The sequence below is a fragment of the Pseudomonas sp. gcc21 genome, from assembly GCF_012844345.1.
GTDB lineage: Bacteria > Pseudomonadota > Gammaproteobacteria > Pseudomonadales > Pseudomonadaceae > Halopseudomonas.
Map to the genome: position 1 here is coordinate 3,438,683 of NZ_CP051625.1, position 17,451 is coordinate 3,456,133.

The following is a 17,451-nucleotide window of genomic DNA, read 5'->3' on the forward strand; positions in this document are numbered from 1 at the left end:
AGTCACCGTGAAACCGGTTATCAAACAATTCAAATTAGGTAATAACACCATTACCCTGGAAACGGGCCGCATCGCTCGCCAGGCTACCGGTGCCGTTCTGGTCAGCATCGATGATGCCGTCAGCGTTCTGTGTACCGTTGTTGGAGCCAAGAAAGCCGAAGCCGGTCGCGACTTTTTCCCTCTGTCCGTGCATTACATCGAGAAAACCTACGCTGCGGGCAAGATTCCCGGCGGTTTCTTCAAGCGTGAAGGCCGGCCTACCGAAAAAGAGACTCTGACCTCGCGTCTGATTGACCGTCCGATCCGTCCGTTGTTTGAAGACGGCTTCATGAACGAAGTCCAGGTCGTTTGTACTGTTGTCTCCACAGACAAGACTACCGATCCGGATATCGCCGCGCTGATTGGTACGTCTGCTGCGCTGGCCATCTCCGGCATTCCTTTCAACGGCCCCATTGGCGGCGCCCGTGTCGGGTTCGACGAGAACAACGGTTACGTCCTCAACCCAACTTACGAGCAGCTCAAGTCTTCGCGTCTGGACATGATCGTAGCGGGTACTGAAGACGCCGTACTGATGGTCGAATCCGAAGCGCAAGAGCTGACCGAAGACCAGATGCTGGGTGCAGTACTGTTCGCCCACATGGAATTCCAGCCTGCCGTTCAGGCAATCAAGGAACTGGCTGCCGAAGCCGGCAAGCCGCGTTGGGACTGGCAGGCTGCGCCTGAAAACACTGTGCTGCTGGACGCGATCAAGGGCCAGTTTGGTGCCGGTATTGCTGAAGGCTACACCGTCACTGACAAGCAGGCGCGTTATACCCGTCTGGGCGAGTTGCGCAATCAGGCTATCGAAGCCCTGTCCGGCGAAGAAGAAGGCAAGCCTTCTGCAGCCGAGGTCAAGGATGCATTTGGCGAGATCGAATACCGCACCGTGCGCGAGAGCATCGTCAACGGTAACCCGCGTATCGATGGGCGCGACACCAAGACTGTGCGTCCGCTGCATATCGAAGTCGGTGTACTGAACCGCACCCACGGTTCGGCTCTGTTCACCCGCGGCGAGACTCAGGCACTGGTTGTTACTACGCTGGGTACCGCTCGTGATGCGCAGCTGCTGGACACTCTGGAAGGCGAAAAGAAAGACCCCTTCATGTTCCACTACAACTTCCCTCCCTATTCGGTAGGCGAAGCTGGCCGCATGGGTGGCACTGGCCGCCGCGAAATTGGCCACGGCCGTCTGGCCCGTCGTGGTATCCAGGCTGTCATGCCTGACATGGATCAGTTCCCTTACAGCATCCGCGTTGTGTCCGAGATCACCGAATCCAACGGCTCCAGCTCCATGGCGTCGGTTTGTGGTGCGTCTCTCGCACTGATGGATGCCGGTGTTCCGCTCAAGGCGCCTGTTGCAGGTATTGCCATGGGTCTGGTCAAGGAAGGCGAGAAGTTCGCTGTATTGACTGACATTCTTGGCGACGAAGATCACCTTGGCGATATGGACTTCAAGGTAGCCGGTACCGAGAAGGGTGTTACCGCCCTGCAGATGGATATCAAGATCAACGGTATTACCGAAGAGATCATGGAAACCGCTCTGCATCAGGCCCACGAAGCGCGTCTGACCATCCTGCGCCAGATGAACGAAGTGTTGCCAGAGTCGCGCAAGGAGCTGTCTTCCAACGCACCGACGATGATCAGCATGAAGATCGACTCCGACAAGATTCGCGACGTGATCGGCAAGGGTGGCGCTACCATTCGCAGCATCTGTGAAGAGACCGGCGCTTCCATCGATATCACTGACGACGGCACTGTGAAGATCTTTGCTGCCAGCAAGGATGCCGCCAACGCTGCCAAGGCGCGCGTAGACGGTATCACTGCCGAAGCGGAAATCGGCAAGGTCTACACAGGCAAGGTCGAGCGTATCGTCGATTTCGGCGCATTCGTCAGCATCCTGCCCGGCAAGGACGGTCTGGTACACATCTCGCAAATCGCCAACCAGCGTATCGAGAAGGTGACTGACGTGCTGCAGGAAGGCCAGGAAGTGAAGGTTCTGGTACTCGATGTCGACAACCGTGGGCGCATCAAGCTGTCCATGAAGGACGTCGAAGCGGCTGAAACCAGCGGCGTCTGATATCAGCTTCAGTCCGCAGTAACGAAAAGTCCCGGTCTCCGGGGCTTTTTGCGTTTGGCGGCAGGAATGTGCGGCCGGGTTCTTACGCTGAGCTACCTCAGCTATGCTGACGCTATCTCATTTCGTCAGAGGCGCTGCCCATGCCAGCCTGGTTACCGTTGTTGAAAACCACGCTTCCCTATGTCACACAGATTGTGGCGACCGCCATTCCGGCCTTCACGTCCAAACCGGACGCCAGCAAGGCAGACCCGGTGGTAACCCGACAGATAGAAGAGTTACAAACCGCGGCAACCCGCAACGCTGAGTCCATCCATACCCTCGCTGAGAATTTCGAGCAAACAGTGCTGGGGATTGATGACGCGGCGGCGAGGCTACAGCAGGAGGTCAACAGACTGCAGAAGCTGGTCATGCTGTCCTCGGCTGCGTCGCTGGTAGCCGTGGTGGTGGCTGTTATTGCGCTCGTCAGATGAGCTTCGATACGCGGGAAGGGTCGTCACCCCCCAGCGTCTGGCATGTACTCAATGTCGGGGATCCGTTGCTGGCTGACCAACAGCTCGAGTCAGTGCTGCAGGCGGTGGACGAAGCGTGCAGGCAGGCGGTCGATGACCTGGCGGTCTTTCAACGATTCGAATCAGAAGGTCGATTGCATTGTGAGCTCAAACTGTATTTCAGCCCCGGGCTGGATGCGCTTGCTCGCTCGCTTGGTGCCAGGCCTTGCGGAGTGCCCGTCGGCCTCGGTCTGGAATATTTTGCCGGATCGGAACAGCTGGCGCAGCGGCTACTGAGTCAGGAATAGCCGGGGGCGTTTTACCCGTCAACTGAAGCGATTTCTGCCTCGGTCAATGGCCGGCTGGCGGCCGGCTCCAGCGTGTCGTCCAATCGAATTTCGCCCATGCTTTCACGGTGCAGAGCGGTTACATGATTACCAACGGCGTGAAACATGCGTTTCACTTGATGGTAGCGCCCTTCATAGATAGTCAGGCGTGCTGAATGATCGTCAAGTTGTTGGAGCTGGGCGGGGGAGGTGGTGAGATTCTCCAGCGCAAAGTAGATACCTTCGGCGAACCGTAGCCGGGTTTGCGGCGTGATGGGTCTGGCTGTGGTGACTCGATAGGTCTTGGCGATCTTTTTGCCGGGTTCAGTCAGGCGCCGGGACCAGAGTCCGTCATTGGTCAGGATCAGCAGGCCGGAACTGTTGCGGTCAAGGCGACCGCCGATATGCAATAACGGACGCAGCGGCGCAGGCAGCAGCTCCATGACAGTCGGATGCACCGGGTCGCTGGTTGCGCTGAGATAGCCGGCTGGCTTATGCAGCATCAGATAGTGTGCCGTTCGTTGCTGTAACAGGACATCGCCCAGCGTGACCGCCATGAACCGGTCGATGTCGACGCGCGGATCCTGTACCACCTTACCGTTCACCTGCACCAATCCACGCGCAATCATCAGACGCGAAGCCTGATGACTGTGTGGAGTATGTTTACTGATGAAGCGGTCGAGTCTCATGGCGGCGCAGTATAGCCGCCGGTGGTTCGCCGCAGGAATAGCTGTCAGACCAGGTTGACCACCGAGCGCGGGTCGAAGGTGGTCCAGTGGCCGTTGCGTAGTTCACCTTCAGCATGCTCGATGTCGACGCCGCCATGCACGCGGAATAATTCCACCGCCTGCTTGGCGCGGCTCTCAGTGCCGCCTGTGCGCACCGCGACATAGGTTCCGGCCTGGCGTTCGATCGCCTTGTGCTGTTTGACTTCTTCTTCGTCCAGCTCACCCCTGGATTCGGCTTCGTCTACGCCGGAACCCTGATCGGTCTTGCCCATCGCACCTGCCAGTGAGCCGGTGTACGCGCCGATACCGGCACCAATCGCGACGCCTAGAGGCCCGGCAACAGGCGTGGCGGCCAGCCCGGCTGCGGCGCCAACCACGGCACCGACACCACCGCCGGCGAGGGCACCTTTGCCCGACTCGCGCGCGCCCGGCGAGGTGTTTTCGTCCCCACCTATGGGATAGATGTCGTGTTGGCCGTGCGGGTTGACGTAAAACAACGAGATGCCCTCCGGCGAGAATCCTGCGTCACGTAACGCGGCGACAACTTTCTCTCCGTGGTCCTGATCCTCGAACCTGGCGGCAATGATCGTGCTCATAGTGGTCCTCCATAGGGAGACGCATGTATGCAGACAGGTTAGTAACGCTTGGCCAGCGACGCAAACCGGAAGGCGCCGCGCCGGTTGAATGGTGTATATCCAGGGCGGAACTGCAGCGCATAACGCATGCCAGACTGTGAAAGGTATATTTCATTATCTACGAGGACAGCGGCATGCCAGTCTACTCTCTCAATTGCGCCGATCAGACCCATCACGAGTGTGAGGAAGAGGTGCGGGTGAAGGTCGATATCGTCGGGCTGACTGATGATCAGATCGAGGCGATCGAACAGGGCCGCTCCTTCAAGGTCAGCGCAGAGCAGATTGCGGCCAGCGATCTGAATCTCGACGAGAAGCAGAGGGCCGAACTGGAGCGCAACGGTGATATTGAATACCGTGTCGATATCCTCTCTATCTGCGATGCCTGTGGCGCGTAAGAAAGGTTGCGGTGCTGATCGCAGGAGAATCTCGATATGCCTCGCTTGTTCCTTGGCTTTGAGCTGCCAGCGCCGGTCAAGCAGCAGCTATTGGACATCCACGAGCCACTGCGGGGGGCGCGCTGGCAGCGTGCTGATCAAATTCACCTGACCATGCGCTTTCTTGGCCAGGCGAGTGATGCGTTCATCCCGATGATTATCGACTCACTAACCGACCTGAATACCGAGCGGATAACCCTGCGGCTGCATGGCGCCGGATGCTTCGGGGGCCCGCAACGGCCGTTTGCATTGTGGGCAGGTGTCGCGCCGGAACAACCCCTGGTGCAGCTTCGTGAACAGATCGATGAGCGCCTGGCGCCGCTTGCCTTACCGCAGGATCGACACGCCGGCTTCAAGCCGCATATCACGCTTGCCCGAATCCGCGGGGGCGACCACTCGGCGATGCAGGTCGCGCGGCGCCATGACGGGCTGACGTCCGAGTGGTTCAGGTTCGACACCCTTGCCCTGTTCTCCAGCACACAGGCATCGGAAGGATCGGTGTATTCGGTGCTGCATGAATTTCCCTTGTCCTGACTCCGGCCAGCGTCGGAGGAACCCGTTCGTACGGCACCGGTCCGAATACAGGAGACGCCTCGTCAAGGTTGTTTTCTGGAGCCGCTATGCCCATGCGCCACGACCCTCTACGGTCGTTCCTTTTCCTGCTGGTGTTTCTGATGCCGCTTGCCGGATGTGACGGTTTTCCGCGTGACCCCGAGAACTCGCTCGAGCGCATCAAGACGGATCGGGTCCTGCGGGTGGGGGCCATATTCAACAGCCCCTGGGTAACCGGCGGCGACAGTGATCAGCTAAGCGGCGTGGAAGGCGAGTTAGTGCGCGGTTTTGCCGAACAGCTCGACGCGCGTGTGGATACCGTGTGGGGCGGCGATCAGGAACTGTTCGAAGCGCTCATGCATAACGAACTGGACATCATAGTGGGTGGCTTCAGCGCCACGAACCCTTGGTTGAAGCAGGTGGGTTACACCAATCCGTTCTACATCAACCGTACGCAGATAGCGGCCCCGCTGGGCCAGCAAGCGGTCAAGGACATTGATGGCCGCTCTGTTGCGCTCAAGCCGCACAGCAGATTGCGGCAAGTGATCGAACGCAAGGGCGGTGAACCCGATGCACACAGCGATCCTTTCTTCACTGATGGTCTGGTCGCAGCGCCATACTGGGAGATCATCGGGCGCGGCTATACCCCGACGGACATTGAGCTCCGCAAGGACGAACAGGTTATCGCCGTTGCGCCAGGGGAAAATGCCCTGCTGATGGAGCTGGAGCGATACCTGTTCCAGCACAACGACAATGCGCACCTGGACGCTGCGCTGTGGCGGGCCGCTGAACAATGAGGATCCGTCCGAACTATCTTTTGCCGCCCGACAAACAGCGCCAGCTGAAGAAGGCCAAGGTGCTGGAATGGCTGACGATCCTGTTCATGTCCAGCATTGTGGTGGTGATGTATTTCTCCATGGGCAAGTCCCAGGCGATGAAGGCTGCGCTGATTGAAGACATCATCAGCCTTATCCCGCCCATCGTCTTTCTGATTGCCGTGCGGGTGCGTAATCGCCGACCGGATGCGGCGCATCCCTATGGCTATAGCAAGGCCACGTTGCTGGCCTTTCTCTGCGCTGCCGTCGCCATCCTGATATTGGGGCTCTTTGTACTGTACGAGGCCGCCAGTACGCTCATCAGTCAACAACACCCCACGCTCGGGCATTTCTATCTGTTCAAACAATGGGAGATCTGGTCCGGTTGGATCATGATCGCCGCGCTTGTTTACAGTTTTATCCCGCCATTGGTGCTCGGCCATATGAAGCTGCCCCTCGCTGATTCCCTGCATGAAAGCACGCTGTACGCCGATGCCGCGATGAACCGGGCCGACTGGTTGACTGCCGGGGCGGCGATACTGGGCGTAATAGGGATAGGTTTCGGCATATGGTGGGCCGACGCGGTGGCAGCCGGTGTCATTGGAATCGATGTGATACGGGACGGGGCAGGTAACACACGGCGTGCAATCTCCGACCTGATGGATCACCGCCCGACTACCGTCGCGACAGGGGAGCCACTGGGACTTGAGCAACGCATCTGCAATGCACTGCGCGGGCGTCCGGATATCGATCACATTTCGGTGCGCTTGCGTGAAGAAGGGCACTCGATGTCCGGCGAGTTATTCATCGTCTTCAATGACTACGATGAATTACCCCGGCGCATCGAGGAGATTATCGATGCTGCCTTGTCAGTGGACTGGCGCCTGCATGATCTGGTGGTGATGCCCGTCGCGCTGTCACCGAGAGAAACCGTGCCGCAGGACGGGCAGCAGCCTGAATAGTGAGGTGGTCTGATGTTTTTTGAAAGCTGGGGAGGGCTGGGGAGGGTCCTTGTCGTAGGCGCGCTGGCCTACATCGCGCTGGTGGTTCTGCTGCGTATTTCGGGCAAACGCACACTGTCCAAACTCAACGCCTTCGATCTGGTAGTAACCGTGGCGCTGGGCTCGACTCTGGCTACGGTACTGCTGTCCAAGGATGTGCCGCTGCTGGAGGGCATTCTTGCCTTCGGTCTGCTGATTTCCGCCCAATACATCATTACTGCCTTGTCGGTCCGCTCCGCGGCGGTTCGGCGCTTCGTCAAATCCGAGCCGAGATTGCTCTATCACAACGGGCGCATGCTGGACGATGCTTTACGCAAGGAGCGAGTGACCGAGAATGAAATACTCGCCGTCGCGCGCGCCAGCGGCTATGCGGACCTGGCCAAGGTCGGCGCGGTGATTCTGGAGACCGACGGTAGCTTCGATGTCATCGGGCAAGCCGAGGCGCCTGAGAGTCCGACACTCAAGGATGTACAAGGCCCCGGAAAGATCGGATAACCGCTCAGCGCAGCGTCACGGGTGGGATGGAATTTTCATCGCCGACCAGGCTCTTAGATAGACAATGACAGCCTTCAGCCGACAGCGCTGCGGGCATTGCATGAGTCAGGAGTGCAGATGTTGACGCCCGATACGCTTCAAAGAGTTACCCCTTCGAGCCGTACCGAAACGGCCGATAGCGGCCGTGCAAGGCGTGTCTACCAGGCCTTGCTGGAGGAGCCCTCGTCTGCGAACAGCCTGAGCGAGTCGCGGGACTTTCTCGAAGAGCAGTTGCAGGCGGCCTCACGTCTGCCCTGTGAACTGCCATCGCAGCCTGAAGCAATGGTCGAGTGGATGGAGCGACAGGTACTGGCCACCGGCGATCGGTACGCGGCCTATCTTGAGAGCCGTAAAGCGGGGCAACCGAGGCGCTATTTCAGCTGTAAAGCCCACGCGCTCGCGTTTTTGCAGCGGGTCGCGCCGACCAAGCTGGTCGATGGTGCCTGGCTGTATGGCGTACTGGACAAGTGGAACGATAGCCGCTTCTACGGCCTTATCCGCACCTATCTGGAAGAGCTCGGCGACGGTGTTCCGGCACAGAATCACGTAGTGCTCTATCAGCGGTTACTGGCCGAACAGGGCTGCGAGACCCTGCCGGAATTCAGTGATGGGCATTACCTGCAAGGCGCGATGCAGCTTGCCCTGGGCTATCACGCAGACGCGTTCCTGCCCGAACTGATCGGCTACAACCTGGGTTATGAACAGCTGCCTCTGCATCTGCTGATCACAGCCTTCGAGCTGAACGAGCTGGACATCGACCCCTATTACTTCACCCTGCACGTGACTATTGATAACGCCGCGACAGGGCATGCGCGCAAGGCTGTGCAGGCGGTACTCGATAGCATGCCCGCAGTGGGTGACAGCAAGGCTTTTCTCAAACGAGTGGCTAACGGTTACCGCCTGAACGATCTGGGGCTCGGCACCGTTGACGTGATCGAAGCCTTCGACCTCGAATCCGAGCTGATCGACATGTTCGAGCGAAAGCGCGTTTTCGGCCAGCAAATGCACTCGGACTTTTGCCGGATTGGCGGACGCACCGTGAATGAATGGTTATCGCGCCCCGGAGATATCCCCGACTTTCTCGCGGCGCTGGAGCAGCGTGGCTGGATCAAACGTCACGAAGACCCTGCCAACAGCCGGTTCTGGCAGCTGGTCGATGGCCCGGATGCGCAGATGTTCGGTGTGTTCAGTCATTTCGAAAAACAGCTGTTACGCGACTGGATTGCCGGCGACTGGTTTGGCGATGCCGGCTCGTCTGCCGCTGCAGGAGGCCGGAGCAAGGCATTCCGGCCGCGCGCGCGGCGGCGTGCTGTGAGCGAGGAGCTGCCCTCTGTCCAGGGACAGAAGGCCGGCGATGTCGATCAGGAGCTGGTCGAACTGCAACGTACTTTGCGCGACCTGCCGACCGAAGCGCGAATGCAGCGCCTGATCGAGCTGATGGCGCCTGCTTCGCACTCTACTGCAGCGGGGCTGCTGGCTACCCGGCTTTTCACTACCGCCCTGGGCTGATCCATTATCAAGGATTCACTAATGACCATGAAACTGTCGCCTGCGCCATCGATTGATTGCGACTCGTCTGCAGAGGCGCCGGATACTGCGCAGGGCATGCTGGCGCTCGGACGCTATCTGCAATCGGTGGATTACCGCTTCGTCGCCGTCACGCCCGAGACTCATCAGCATTATCTGAAGCGGATGACAGACCGTCCGGTCCGTGATCTCAGAGATATTTTTGGCTGGAGCCGGTCGTTCAGAGAGGATCAGGTCAGTGCTGACGAGTTTGAACTGATGGACCAGGCGGGGGTTCTGGGCCACAAAGGCGAGGCATGGCGAAGCAGGGTGCGCTGGTCCAGTCTGGGCAACTGGTTGTGCGCGCATTCGGCCTACCCAACTGATTCGGCGGATGCGGTATTTTTCGGTCCGGACACCTACCGCTTCGCGCGGCTTATCCAGGCGTACCTGGCAGACAATGCCGGCTCGGTGCGCCGCGCAGTCGATATTGGCTGCGGCTCGGGCGCCGGCGCGATGCTGGTGGCCGGGTCGTGCCCGGATGCGGATGTGCTGGCGGTCGATATCAACCCGCAGGCGTTGCGTATGGCAGCCATCAACACTGAGCTGGCGGGGCTGGACAACGTCCGCACGGCGCAGAGCAATCTGCTGGATGATGTCGAGGGAAGCTTCGATCTGATTGTCGCCAACCCGCCTTACATGATGGACTCGCAGGAGCGGGCCTACCGGCATGGCGGCGGTACGCTGGGTGCGGGGCTGTCTGAGCGAATTGTCAGCGCAGCGCTGGAGCGACTGGCCCCCGGCGGCAGTCTGGTGCTCTATACCGGCGTTGCGATCGTGGCAGGGCGCGACGTTTTTCGCGAAGGTCTGCACCAACGTCTGGCGGCTCAGCCATGCAGCTGGCGCTACCAGGAGATCGACCCCGATGTGTTCGGCGAGGAATTGCTGAAACCGGCCTATGCGGAGGTCGAGCGCATTGCAGCGGTAGGGCTGGTGCTGACCCTGGATCGCTAAGCCCCACCCACACCAGCAGGTGCAACTTTATCCGGACGTGCGAGTCACGAGTTTAGGGTCTGTTGACGTTCTGACGCGGCCGCGACGGAGACCTGTTTGGCGCAGCACAAGGCGCGAGGAACGTAATTTGGTTGTTCCAAATGAGCGACGAGTAACGCAGTGCTGCGCCGAACGGGCCCCGGCCCTTGGGGTTGCGTGGCAAATTACGCCATGCGGCGTTGCGCGACTCGGCAAGGGAGCAATCATTACCTGCGTCCCGCGCCTTGGGACCGCCGCTCGGTCTGGCGTAATTTGCCCCAGCAACGCGGCTCGCGACTAAACGTCAACAGACCCTAGGGCCTTTCCTGCGGCGTAACCGTCGGAGTGCAGGCTGAAATGTCTTCTCTGGAAGGGTTTCGACAGCATGACGGAGAGCCAGGCACCTGACCGCAAGCCCCTTGTCGTGATTACCGGTGGTTCCGCCTGGGCGAGCTGATTCACGGTGCAGAAAAATGGCAAACCCTGACCCTGCCCAAGCCAGTGGCCAAAATAGGCGCGTGGGCCCAGGCGCAGGCAGAACCGCTGGTGCCGGACGATTTTGACAAGGGCGAAAAGCCTTTTATCCGTCCGTTCATGATCGACATGTCATCAGACTATTATCAGCTGGATACCCGCTTGCCCGCCGACTGCTGATCTAGCGCCCCGTCTTTTTACTGGAGAACCGTTCAATGGAAGTGCTCAGACCCGTTGCTGACTTCACTGCGATTGCTGTAGGAGGGATCGGGATTGCGATCATCGCAGGCGCCGCCTTTTATTCGGTGATCATCGCCATGGTGCATATGGTCTATCACCGACATGAAACCGAGACCATTTTCCGCGAGGTACGGCTGCGGCTCGGTCGGGGGATATTGTTGGGGCTCGAGTTTCTGATCGCTGCGGACATCATGTTGACTGTCGCAGTGGACCTGTCATTCGAGAATGTCGGGGTCTTGATTGTCATCGTGCTGGTGCGCGCGTTCCTGAGTTTCACGCTCGAAGTCGAGTTGACCGGCAAGTGGCCCTGGCAGATGAACCCCAAGGAAGAGACGGAATCGTCCTGATCGATGTGAAACTGTACTGGCTTACGCAAGCAAGCCGCCGGTCCGCGTTGCTCCTGTGGGCCGGGTACGGTGTAATACCCGCCTGAGCGTCTGTTGACCCCGCCCCGTTACTGTCATCCTGGAGCAGACGGGTCGCAGACCAGAATCGATCCGAGGAGCCTCGATGAACAAAGAATGGCTGGCAGGGTTATTCCTGTTGCTGCCGGGCCTCGCCCTGGCGGAAGAGCTTTGCAAGGACGCCGAAGACACTGCGGCCTTGAACACCTGCATCCACGCCGAGGTTGAAAAGGCCGAGGGCGTGCTCAGCCGCTATCTGGAGGCGAGCCGTACGCTGCACGCCGAGCGCGCCGATGCGGTGGTTACCATGGAAGTTGCCCAGGGAGCCTGGGTACGGTATCGCGACAGCCACTGTCTGGCGGTCTATGATTTGTGGCACGAGGGCACGGTGCGTGGCGCCATGCTTGGTACCTGCCTGCTCGACCATACCCGGCGACGCACGCATGACATATGGGAAGTCTATCTCGCCAGTTCGGATGATGAGCCGGTGTTGCCGGAACCCTCGCTGGACAGGTAGCCGGGAGCCACGATGGACGGCTGGAACCTCTATCAGACCCTGGCTGACATCGTACTGATTACCCATGTCATGCTGGTCGCCTTCGTCGTCCTGGGTCTGGTCATTATCATCCTGGGCAACCTGCTCCACTGGGCATGGGTCAACAATCTCTGGTTTCGGCTGGCTCATGTGGGCACGATTGTGGTGGTTGTTGCCGAGGCTTGGCTGGGCGTCGTCTGCCCGGTGACCACACTGGAAACCTGGTTGCGCCAACAGGCTGGCGCTGAGGGCTATCAGGGCGGATTTATCGAACATTGGCTGCAAAGCGTTCTGTATTACAACGCACCAGAGTGGGTGTTCGTGACTCTGTATACGTTGTTCGGGCTAATGGTAATAGCGACGTTCTGGTGGTTTCCGCCACGCTTCAAGCGGCGCTGAGGTGACAGACGGCGTGGATGCGCCAGCGTTGCACTGGCGCATACTCTTTACTTCTATCTGTTTCAGTCCCGTTCCAGTGCGAGTGCAACGCCCTGACCGCCACCGATACAGAGTGTCGCGAGGCCTTTTTTTGCGTCCCGGTTGAGCATTTCGTGTAGCAGTGTCACCAGTACCCGGCAGCCAGATGCACCGATGGGGTGACCCAGCGCGATAGCACCGCCGTTGACGTTTACCTTGTCCATGTCCCATTTCAGTTCACGGCTGACCGCCAGCGCCTGGGCTGCGAAGGCTTCGTTGGCTTCGATCAGGTCAAGATCCTCGATCGTCCAGCCGGCCTTGCTCAGGCAGCGCTGCGTAGCCGAGACCGGCGCAATGCCCATGATAGCCGGATCGACACCAGCATTGGCGTACGCGGCTATCTTCGCCAGTACAGGCAGCCCCAGCGCTTCGGCCTTGGCCGCGCTCATCATCAGTACTGCGGCAGCGCCATCGTTCAAACCGGATGCATTGCCCGCGGTAACCGAGCCGTCGGGCTTGAAGGCAGGGCGCAATGAACCCAGTGACTCAGTGGTGGTGCCGGGGCGCGGTTGCTCGTCCTTGATGATCTGCAGGGGCTCGTCCTTACGCTGCGGTACGCTGACGGGGGTAATTTCCTTGTCGAAACGACCGGACTCTTGAGCGGCGACCGCTTTTTGCTGGGAGGCTGCAGCGAAGGCGTCCTGATCCTCTCGGCTGATCTGATATTTATCGACCAGGTTCTCGGCAGTAATGCCCATGTGATAGTTGTTGAAGGCATCCCACAGGCCGTCGTTGATCATGGTGTCGATCAGCTTGCCATGGCCCATGCGTTGGCCGGTACGGGAGTTGGGCAGCACGTGGGGAGACAGGCTCATGGATTCCTGGCCACCGGCAATGATCACCTCAGCGTCACCGCAACGAATGGCCTGCGCGCCCAGATGCAGCGCCTTGAGCCCTGATCCGCATACTTTGTTCAGATTCATTGCCGGGACGGCATGGGGCAGGCCAGCGAGAATGGCCGCCTGTCTGGAGGGGTTCTGGCCGCAGCCAGCCGTCAGTACCTGACCGAGGATTACTTCGTCCACGCTTGCCGGGTCTATTCCGGACTGTTGCAGTAGCGTCCGAATGACGGTAGCACCCAGTTCGTGGGCCGGAACATTGGCAAATTGGCCACCAAAGCTACCGATGGCGGTACGGGTGGCGGCAACAATTACAACGTCTTGCATGAACGACTCCTCTGGTCCCGTTCTGAAAAGGACCAGAGTAGCGTTCGCAGTCACTCAAGGCAACTGCCGGTCACCGCTAAAATGTATCAGGACGGCTTGTTCTGCCGGTTCTTGATCAGGTCATCGACAACCGACGGATCGGCGAGGGTCGAGGTATCACCCAGGGTGTCGAGCTCATCGCAGGCAATCTTGCGCAGAACGCGGCGCATGATTTTACCCGAGCGGGTTTTCGGAAGTCCGGGTGCCCACTGCAGGAAATCCGGTTTGGCGAATGCGCCGACCTGTTCGGCGACGAATGCTCGCACTTCCTGAACCAGTTCATCACTGGGCGTCACCCCGTGCATCGGCGTGATGTAGGCGTAAATGCACTGGCCCTTGATGTCATGCGGGCAGCCGATAACAGCCGCTTCAGCGATAGCATCATGCAATACCAGAGCGCTTTCCACTTCGGCGGTGCCAATTCGATGTCCGGATACGTTGAGCACGTCATCGACCCGGCCGGTAATCCAGTAATATCCGTCTTCGTCCCGGCGAGCGCCGTCGCCGGTGAAATAGACGCCCTTGTAGGTGCTGAAATAGGTGTCGATCAGGCGCTGGTGGTCGCCATAGACGGTGCGGATCTGGCTCGGCCAGGAACGCTTGATAACCAGGTTGCCGCTCGCGGGCCCGGTCAGTTCGTTACCGTCGGGGTCCATCAGCGCCGGCTCGACGCCAAAGAACGGACGGGTTGCCGAGCCAGGCTTGAGATCGGTGGCGCCAGGCAGGGGGGCAATCATGATGGAGCCGGTTTCTGTCTGCCACCAGGTATCCACGATCGGACAGCGCATATCGCCCACCACGTGGTAATACCACTCCCAGGCTTCCGGGTTGATCGGCTCGCCCACGCTGCCGAGCAAACGCAGACTGGCGCGGGAGGTCTTGGTGACATATTCATTACCCTTGGCCATCAGCGCGCGGATAGCGGTAGGGGCGGTATAGAAGATATTGACCTGGTGCTTGTCGATGATTTCCCAGCAGCGGGACGCGTCCGGATAAGTCGGCACGCCTTCGTACATCAATGTAGTGGCGCCGTTGCACAGCGGCCCATAAACGATATATGAATGTCCGGTGACCCAGCCGACGTCGGCCGTGCACCAGTACACTTCGCCCTGGTGGTAGTCGAATACGTAGTGGTGAGTCATGGCCGAGCCGAGCAGGTAGCCGCCGGTAGTGTGCAGCACGCCCTTGGGCTGGCCGGTCGAGCCTGAGGTATAGAGAATGAACAGCGGATCTTCGCTGTCCATCGGCTCGGGGGCACAGTCGGCACTGACGCCTGCGCACGCTTCGTGGTACCAGATGTCGCGTGATTCATTCCACTCGATATCGCCACCGGTGCGCTGCACGGTAATCACGGTGTGCACGTTGGGGCACTCCGCCAGAGCCTTGTCGACATTCTGCTTCAAGGGTACCCGTTTGGCTGCACGCACGCTTTCGTCGGCGGTGATGACCGCACGGCAATCGGCATTAAGGATGCGGTCGCGTACCGCGTCAGGGGAAAAACCACCAAATACCACCGAGTGCACGGCGCCGATACGAGCGCAAGCCAGCATGGCGAAGGCAGCTTCCGGAATCATCGGCATATACAGGCATACCCGATCACCCTTTTTCACGCCACGTGCCTTGAGCACATTGCTCAGCCGGCAGACCTGTTCGTGCAGCTCGCGGTAGGTAATGTTCTTGGAATCGGCAGGGTCATCGCCTTCCCAGATGATGGCGACCTGGTCCGCGCGGGTCGCCAGGTGACGATCGATGCAGTTACTGCTGACGTTGAGCTTGCCACCAATGAACCAGGCCGCTTCGCCCTTGTTCATGTCGCTTTCATGTACCTTGGACCAGGGCTGGTCCCAATCGAGAAAGCGCTTGGCCTGCTCGGCCCAGAATTCGTCAGGCTGCTCGATCGACTGCTTATAAAGCCGGTTGTAGGTGGCTTCGTCAGCATGGGTGTTGAGGCGGGCAGCTTCGGATATCTTGTGGTTCTCGATCTTGTACATGGACAGTCCTCTATTGTTATTGGCGGCGGGCTCTGTCAGGCCTTTGGCAGCCTGTCGCGTGACAGAACCCTATGGCTCAAGACTTGCCGATAAAAACAACTGCTTCAACCCTTCTTTGGTCTGATATGACCACGATGACAGAAGATATCCGGCTTGCAGTCAATACGCGCAGGCCGCCGCAGAGCGGGGCTCGAGTCTGTTGGAGTGTAGTTCAGGAGGGGTGCAGCTGCCGGTGTGTACCGGCAGCTGGGGGCGCACTCAGTTCAATTCAAAACTGAGATTATCGATCAGCCGGGTCGTGCCAAGGTATGCCGCTGCCAGTACGATCAGTTGCTTGCTGTCGGCGTCCACCGGCTTAAGCGTCACCGAGTCGCGCAGCTCCAGATAATCGGGCCGCATACCTGCCTCGAAAAGCTGCTGTTGCGCCTCGCTGAGGACCGCCGCGTAGTCACGCTGACCGCTCTGGATCTGCTCGGCGACCTGTTTCAATACCTGGTACAGCCTGGGCGCAATCTGTCTTTCATCAGCAGTCAGAAAGCCATTGCGGGAGGAGAGCGCCAGACCATCGGCATCACGCACGATGGCCTCGCCCATGATCTGCACCGGCATGCACAGGTCGTGCGCCATTTTGCGGATCACCGCCAGCTGCTGGTAATCCTTCTTGCCGAAGACGGCGAGGTCTGGTTGCGTCATATTGAGCAATTTGCTGACCACGGTGGCGACGCCTTCGAAGTGTCCGGGACGGCTGGCCCCGCACAGACCTTCGGATACCAGCGGGACGCTGATGCGGGTGTGCCCGTCCATGCCCTCCGGATACATCTCCTTGGGCGTCGGAGCGAACACGAGATTGGCGCCGACGTCCAGCAGCTTGCTCTGGTCCGCTGCCAGCGTACGTGGGTAGCTGTCGAGGTCTTCATTGGGGCCGAACTGCAGCGGGTTCACAAAAATGCTGACCACCACGTAATCGGTGCTTTGCAACGCTTTTTCCACCAGCGCGAGGTGGCCGTCGTGCAGGTTGCCCATGGTGGGCACCAGTCCGATGCGTTTGCCTTCCTGGCGCGCCCGGGCAACGGCAGCACGTAGCTGAGCAATGGTATGTACGGTGTTCATCTGTTCAGAACTCGTGTTCGGCCGCAGGGAATTCGACAGCCTTGACCGCTTCGACATAGGCGCGGACTGCTGACTGGATATCCGGTTGCCCGGTCATGAAGTTTTTCACGAATTTTGGTGTACGACCGGTAAGCGACAGCCCGAGCATATCGTGAACGACCAGTACCTGGCCGTCGGTCTCGCTGCCTGCGCCAATCCCAATAACCGGAACATTCACCGAGCGGGTGATTTCCGCCGCCAGGCTGCTGGGAACGCACTCAAGCAGCAGCATGCTGGCGCCGGCGGCTTCAAGTGCCTTGCAATCGGCCAGTAGCGCTTTTGCTTGCGCCTCTTCGCGGCCCTGCACTTTGTAGCCGCCGAGCACATTGACCGTCTGCGGTGTCAGCCCCAAATGCACGCAGACGGGGATGCCGTTGCGAACCAGGGTAGTCACCGATTCGGCGAGCCAGCTCCCACCTTCGATCTTGACCATATGTGCGCCTGACTGCATCAGCCGGGCGCTGTTGGCCAAGGCCTGGTCCAGCGTGGCGTAGGTCATGAAAGACAGGTCAGCCATGATCAGCGCGCCCTGGTTACCGCGTTTGACGCACTGGGTGTGGTAGGCCATGTCGTCGATGGCCACGGGCAGGGTGCTATCGTGTCCCTGCAGGACCATTCCCAATGAATCGCCAATCAGTATGACCTCTACACCGGCCTGGCATTCCATATGCGCGAAAGTCGCATCATATGCAGTCAGACAGGCAATCTTTTCGCCATTCCGCTTGAGCTTGTTGAGCGTCGTCAGAGTTACGTCAGGCATGGTTGGTCCCAGTGATTAGGATTGGTGGGCGATTATATCCGCAGTTACT

The 17,451-nt window shown here is 59.4% G+C and carries 20 protein-coding genes; 14 read left to right on the forward strand and 6 right to left on the reverse strand.

Annotated features, from left to right (window positions below):
• The first annotated feature begins 7 nt into the window (after positions 1-7).
• From pnp to HG264_RS15930, 3 genes are all read left to right on the forward strand, one after another.
• Entirely contained in the window at positions 8-2,116 is a 2,109-nt protein-coding gene (pnp, locus tag HG264_RS15920) for a polyribonucleotide nucleotidyltransferase (protein ID WP_169408523.1), read from the forward strand.
• Between the two features lie 140 nt (positions 2,117-2,256).
• Positions 2,257-2,586 (forward strand): hypothetical protein, encoded by a 330-nt coding sequence (locus tag HG264_RS15925; protein WP_169408524.1) that lies wholly within the window; start codon positions 2,257-2,259, stop codon positions 2,584-2,586.
• Entirely contained in the window at positions 2,583-2,912 is a 330-nt protein-coding gene (locus HG264_RS15930; RefSeq protein ID WP_169408525.1) for a hypothetical protein, read from the forward strand. Before HG264_RS15925 ends, HG264_RS15930 begins: the two co-directional genes overlap by 4 nt.
• An 11-nt stretch (positions 2,913-2,923) precedes the next feature.
• Here the strand turns inward: HG264_RS15930 and HG264_RS15935 are convergent, their stop codons facing one another.
• Together HG264_RS15935 and HG264_RS15940 are read right to left on the reverse strand one after the other, a co-directional pair.
• Entirely contained in the window at positions 2,924-3,619 is a 696-nt protein-coding gene (locus HG264_RS15935; protein ID WP_169408526.1) for a pseudouridine synthase, read from the reverse strand.
• 44 nt (positions 3,620-3,663) lie between these two features.
• Positions 3,664-4,254 carry a hypothetical protein gene (locus HG264_RS15940; protein WP_169408527.1) on the reverse strand — a complete coding sequence of 197 codons (591 nt, stop codon included), beginning with the start codon at positions 4,252-4,254 and terminating at the stop codon, positions 3,664-3,666.
• A gap of 173 nt (positions 4,255-4,427) precedes the next feature.
• Between HG264_RS15940 and HG264_RS15945 the strand changes: the two genes are divergently transcribed.
• From HG264_RS15945 to HG264_RS15995, 11 genes are all read left to right on the forward strand, one after another.
• Entirely contained in the window at positions 4,428-4,688 is a 261-nt protein-coding gene (locus HG264_RS15945) for a hypothetical protein (RefSeq protein ID WP_169408528.1), read from the forward strand.
• Between the two features lie 36 nt (positions 4,689-4,724).
• Entirely contained in the window at positions 4,725-5,261 is a 537-nt protein-coding gene (gene thpR, locus HG264_RS15950; RefSeq protein WP_169408529.1) for an RNA 2',3'-cyclic phosphodiesterase, read from the forward strand.
• A 92-nt stretch (positions 5,262-5,353) separates the two neighbouring features.
• On the forward strand, positions 5,354-6,076 hold the full coding sequence (locus tag HG264_RS15955; protein WP_169408530.1) for a transporter substrate-binding domain-containing protein: 723 nt from the start codon (positions 5,354-5,356) through the stop codon (positions 6,074-6,076).
• Positions 6,073-7,056 (forward strand): cation diffusion facilitator family transporter, encoded by a 984-nt coding sequence (locus HG264_RS15960; protein ID WP_169408531.1) that lies wholly within the window; start codon positions 6,073-6,075, stop codon positions 7,054-7,056. Before HG264_RS15955 ends, HG264_RS15960 begins: the two co-directional genes overlap by 4 nt.
• A gap of 12 nt (positions 7,057-7,068) precedes the next feature.
• Positions 7,069-7,590, forward strand: a complete 522-nt coding sequence (locus tag HG264_RS15965) for a DUF421 domain-containing protein (RefSeq protein WP_169408532.1) — start codon at positions 7,069-7,071, stop codon at positions 7,588-7,590.
• Between the two features lie 117 nt (positions 7,591-7,707).
• A complete protein-coding gene (locus HG264_RS15970) occupies positions 7,708-9,138 on the forward strand; it encodes an iron-containing redox enzyme family protein (protein WP_169408533.1) in 1,431 nt (476 codons plus the stop codon).
• 96 nt (positions 9,139-9,234) lie between these two features.
• Positions 9,235-10,149 (forward strand): class I SAM-dependent methyltransferase, encoded by a 915-nt coding sequence (locus HG264_RS15975; RefSeq protein ID WP_178102838.1) that lies wholly within the window; start codon positions 9,235-9,237, stop codon positions 10,147-10,149.
• 519 nt (positions 10,150-10,668) lie between these two features.
• A complete protein-coding gene (locus HG264_RS15980; protein WP_178102822.1) occupies positions 10,669-10,821 on the forward strand; it encodes a hypothetical protein in 153 nt (50 codons plus the stop codon).
• Positions 10,822-10,856: 35 nt separating this feature from the next.
• Positions 10,857-11,228, forward strand: coding sequence for a DUF1622 domain-containing protein (locus HG264_RS15985; protein ID WP_169408535.1), 372 nt, complete (start codon positions 10,857-10,859; stop codon positions 11,226-11,228).
• 163 nt (positions 11,229-11,391) lie between these two features.
• Positions 11,392-11,802 carry a lysozyme inhibitor LprI family protein gene (locus tag HG264_RS15990; RefSeq protein ID WP_169408536.1) on the forward strand — a complete coding sequence of 137 codons (411 nt, stop codon included), beginning with the start codon at positions 11,392-11,394 and terminating at the stop codon, positions 11,800-11,802.
• Positions 11,803-11,814: 12 nt separating this feature from the next.
• Positions 11,815-12,219: a DUF2784 domain-containing protein gene (locus HG264_RS15995; protein WP_169408537.1), complete on the forward strand. Its 405-nt coding sequence runs from the start codon at positions 11,815-11,817 to the stop codon at positions 12,217-12,219.
• 62 nt (positions 12,220-12,281) lie between these two features.
• Here HG264_RS15995 and HG264_RS16000 read toward each other — a convergent pair whose 3' ends face one another.
• From HG264_RS16000 to panB, 4 genes are all read right to left on the reverse strand, one after another.
• Positions 12,282-13,463 carry an acetyl-CoA C-acetyltransferase gene (locus HG264_RS16000; protein ID WP_169408538.1) on the reverse strand — a complete coding sequence of 394 codons (1,182 nt, stop codon included), beginning with the start codon at positions 13,461-13,463 and terminating at the stop codon, positions 12,282-12,284.
• Positions 13,464-13,549: 86 nt separating this feature from the next.
• Positions 13,550-15,493: an acetate--CoA ligase gene (gene acs, locus HG264_RS16005; RefSeq protein WP_169408539.1), complete on the reverse strand. Its 1,944-nt coding sequence runs from the start codon at positions 15,491-15,493 to the stop codon at positions 13,550-13,552.
• Positions 15,494-15,751: 258 nt separating this feature from the next.
• Positions 15,752-16,603, reverse strand: a complete 852-nt coding sequence (gene panC, locus HG264_RS16010) for a pantoate--beta-alanine ligase (RefSeq protein ID WP_169408540.1) — start codon at positions 16,601-16,603, stop codon at positions 15,752-15,754.
• A 4-nt stretch (positions 16,604-16,607) separates the two neighbouring features.
• Positions 16,608-17,402, reverse strand: coding sequence for a 3-methyl-2-oxobutanoate hydroxymethyltransferase (gene panB / locus HG264_RS16015; protein WP_169408541.1), 795 nt, complete (start codon positions 17,400-17,402; stop codon positions 16,608-16,610).
• Between the last annotated feature and the right edge of the window lie 49 nt (positions 17,403-17,451).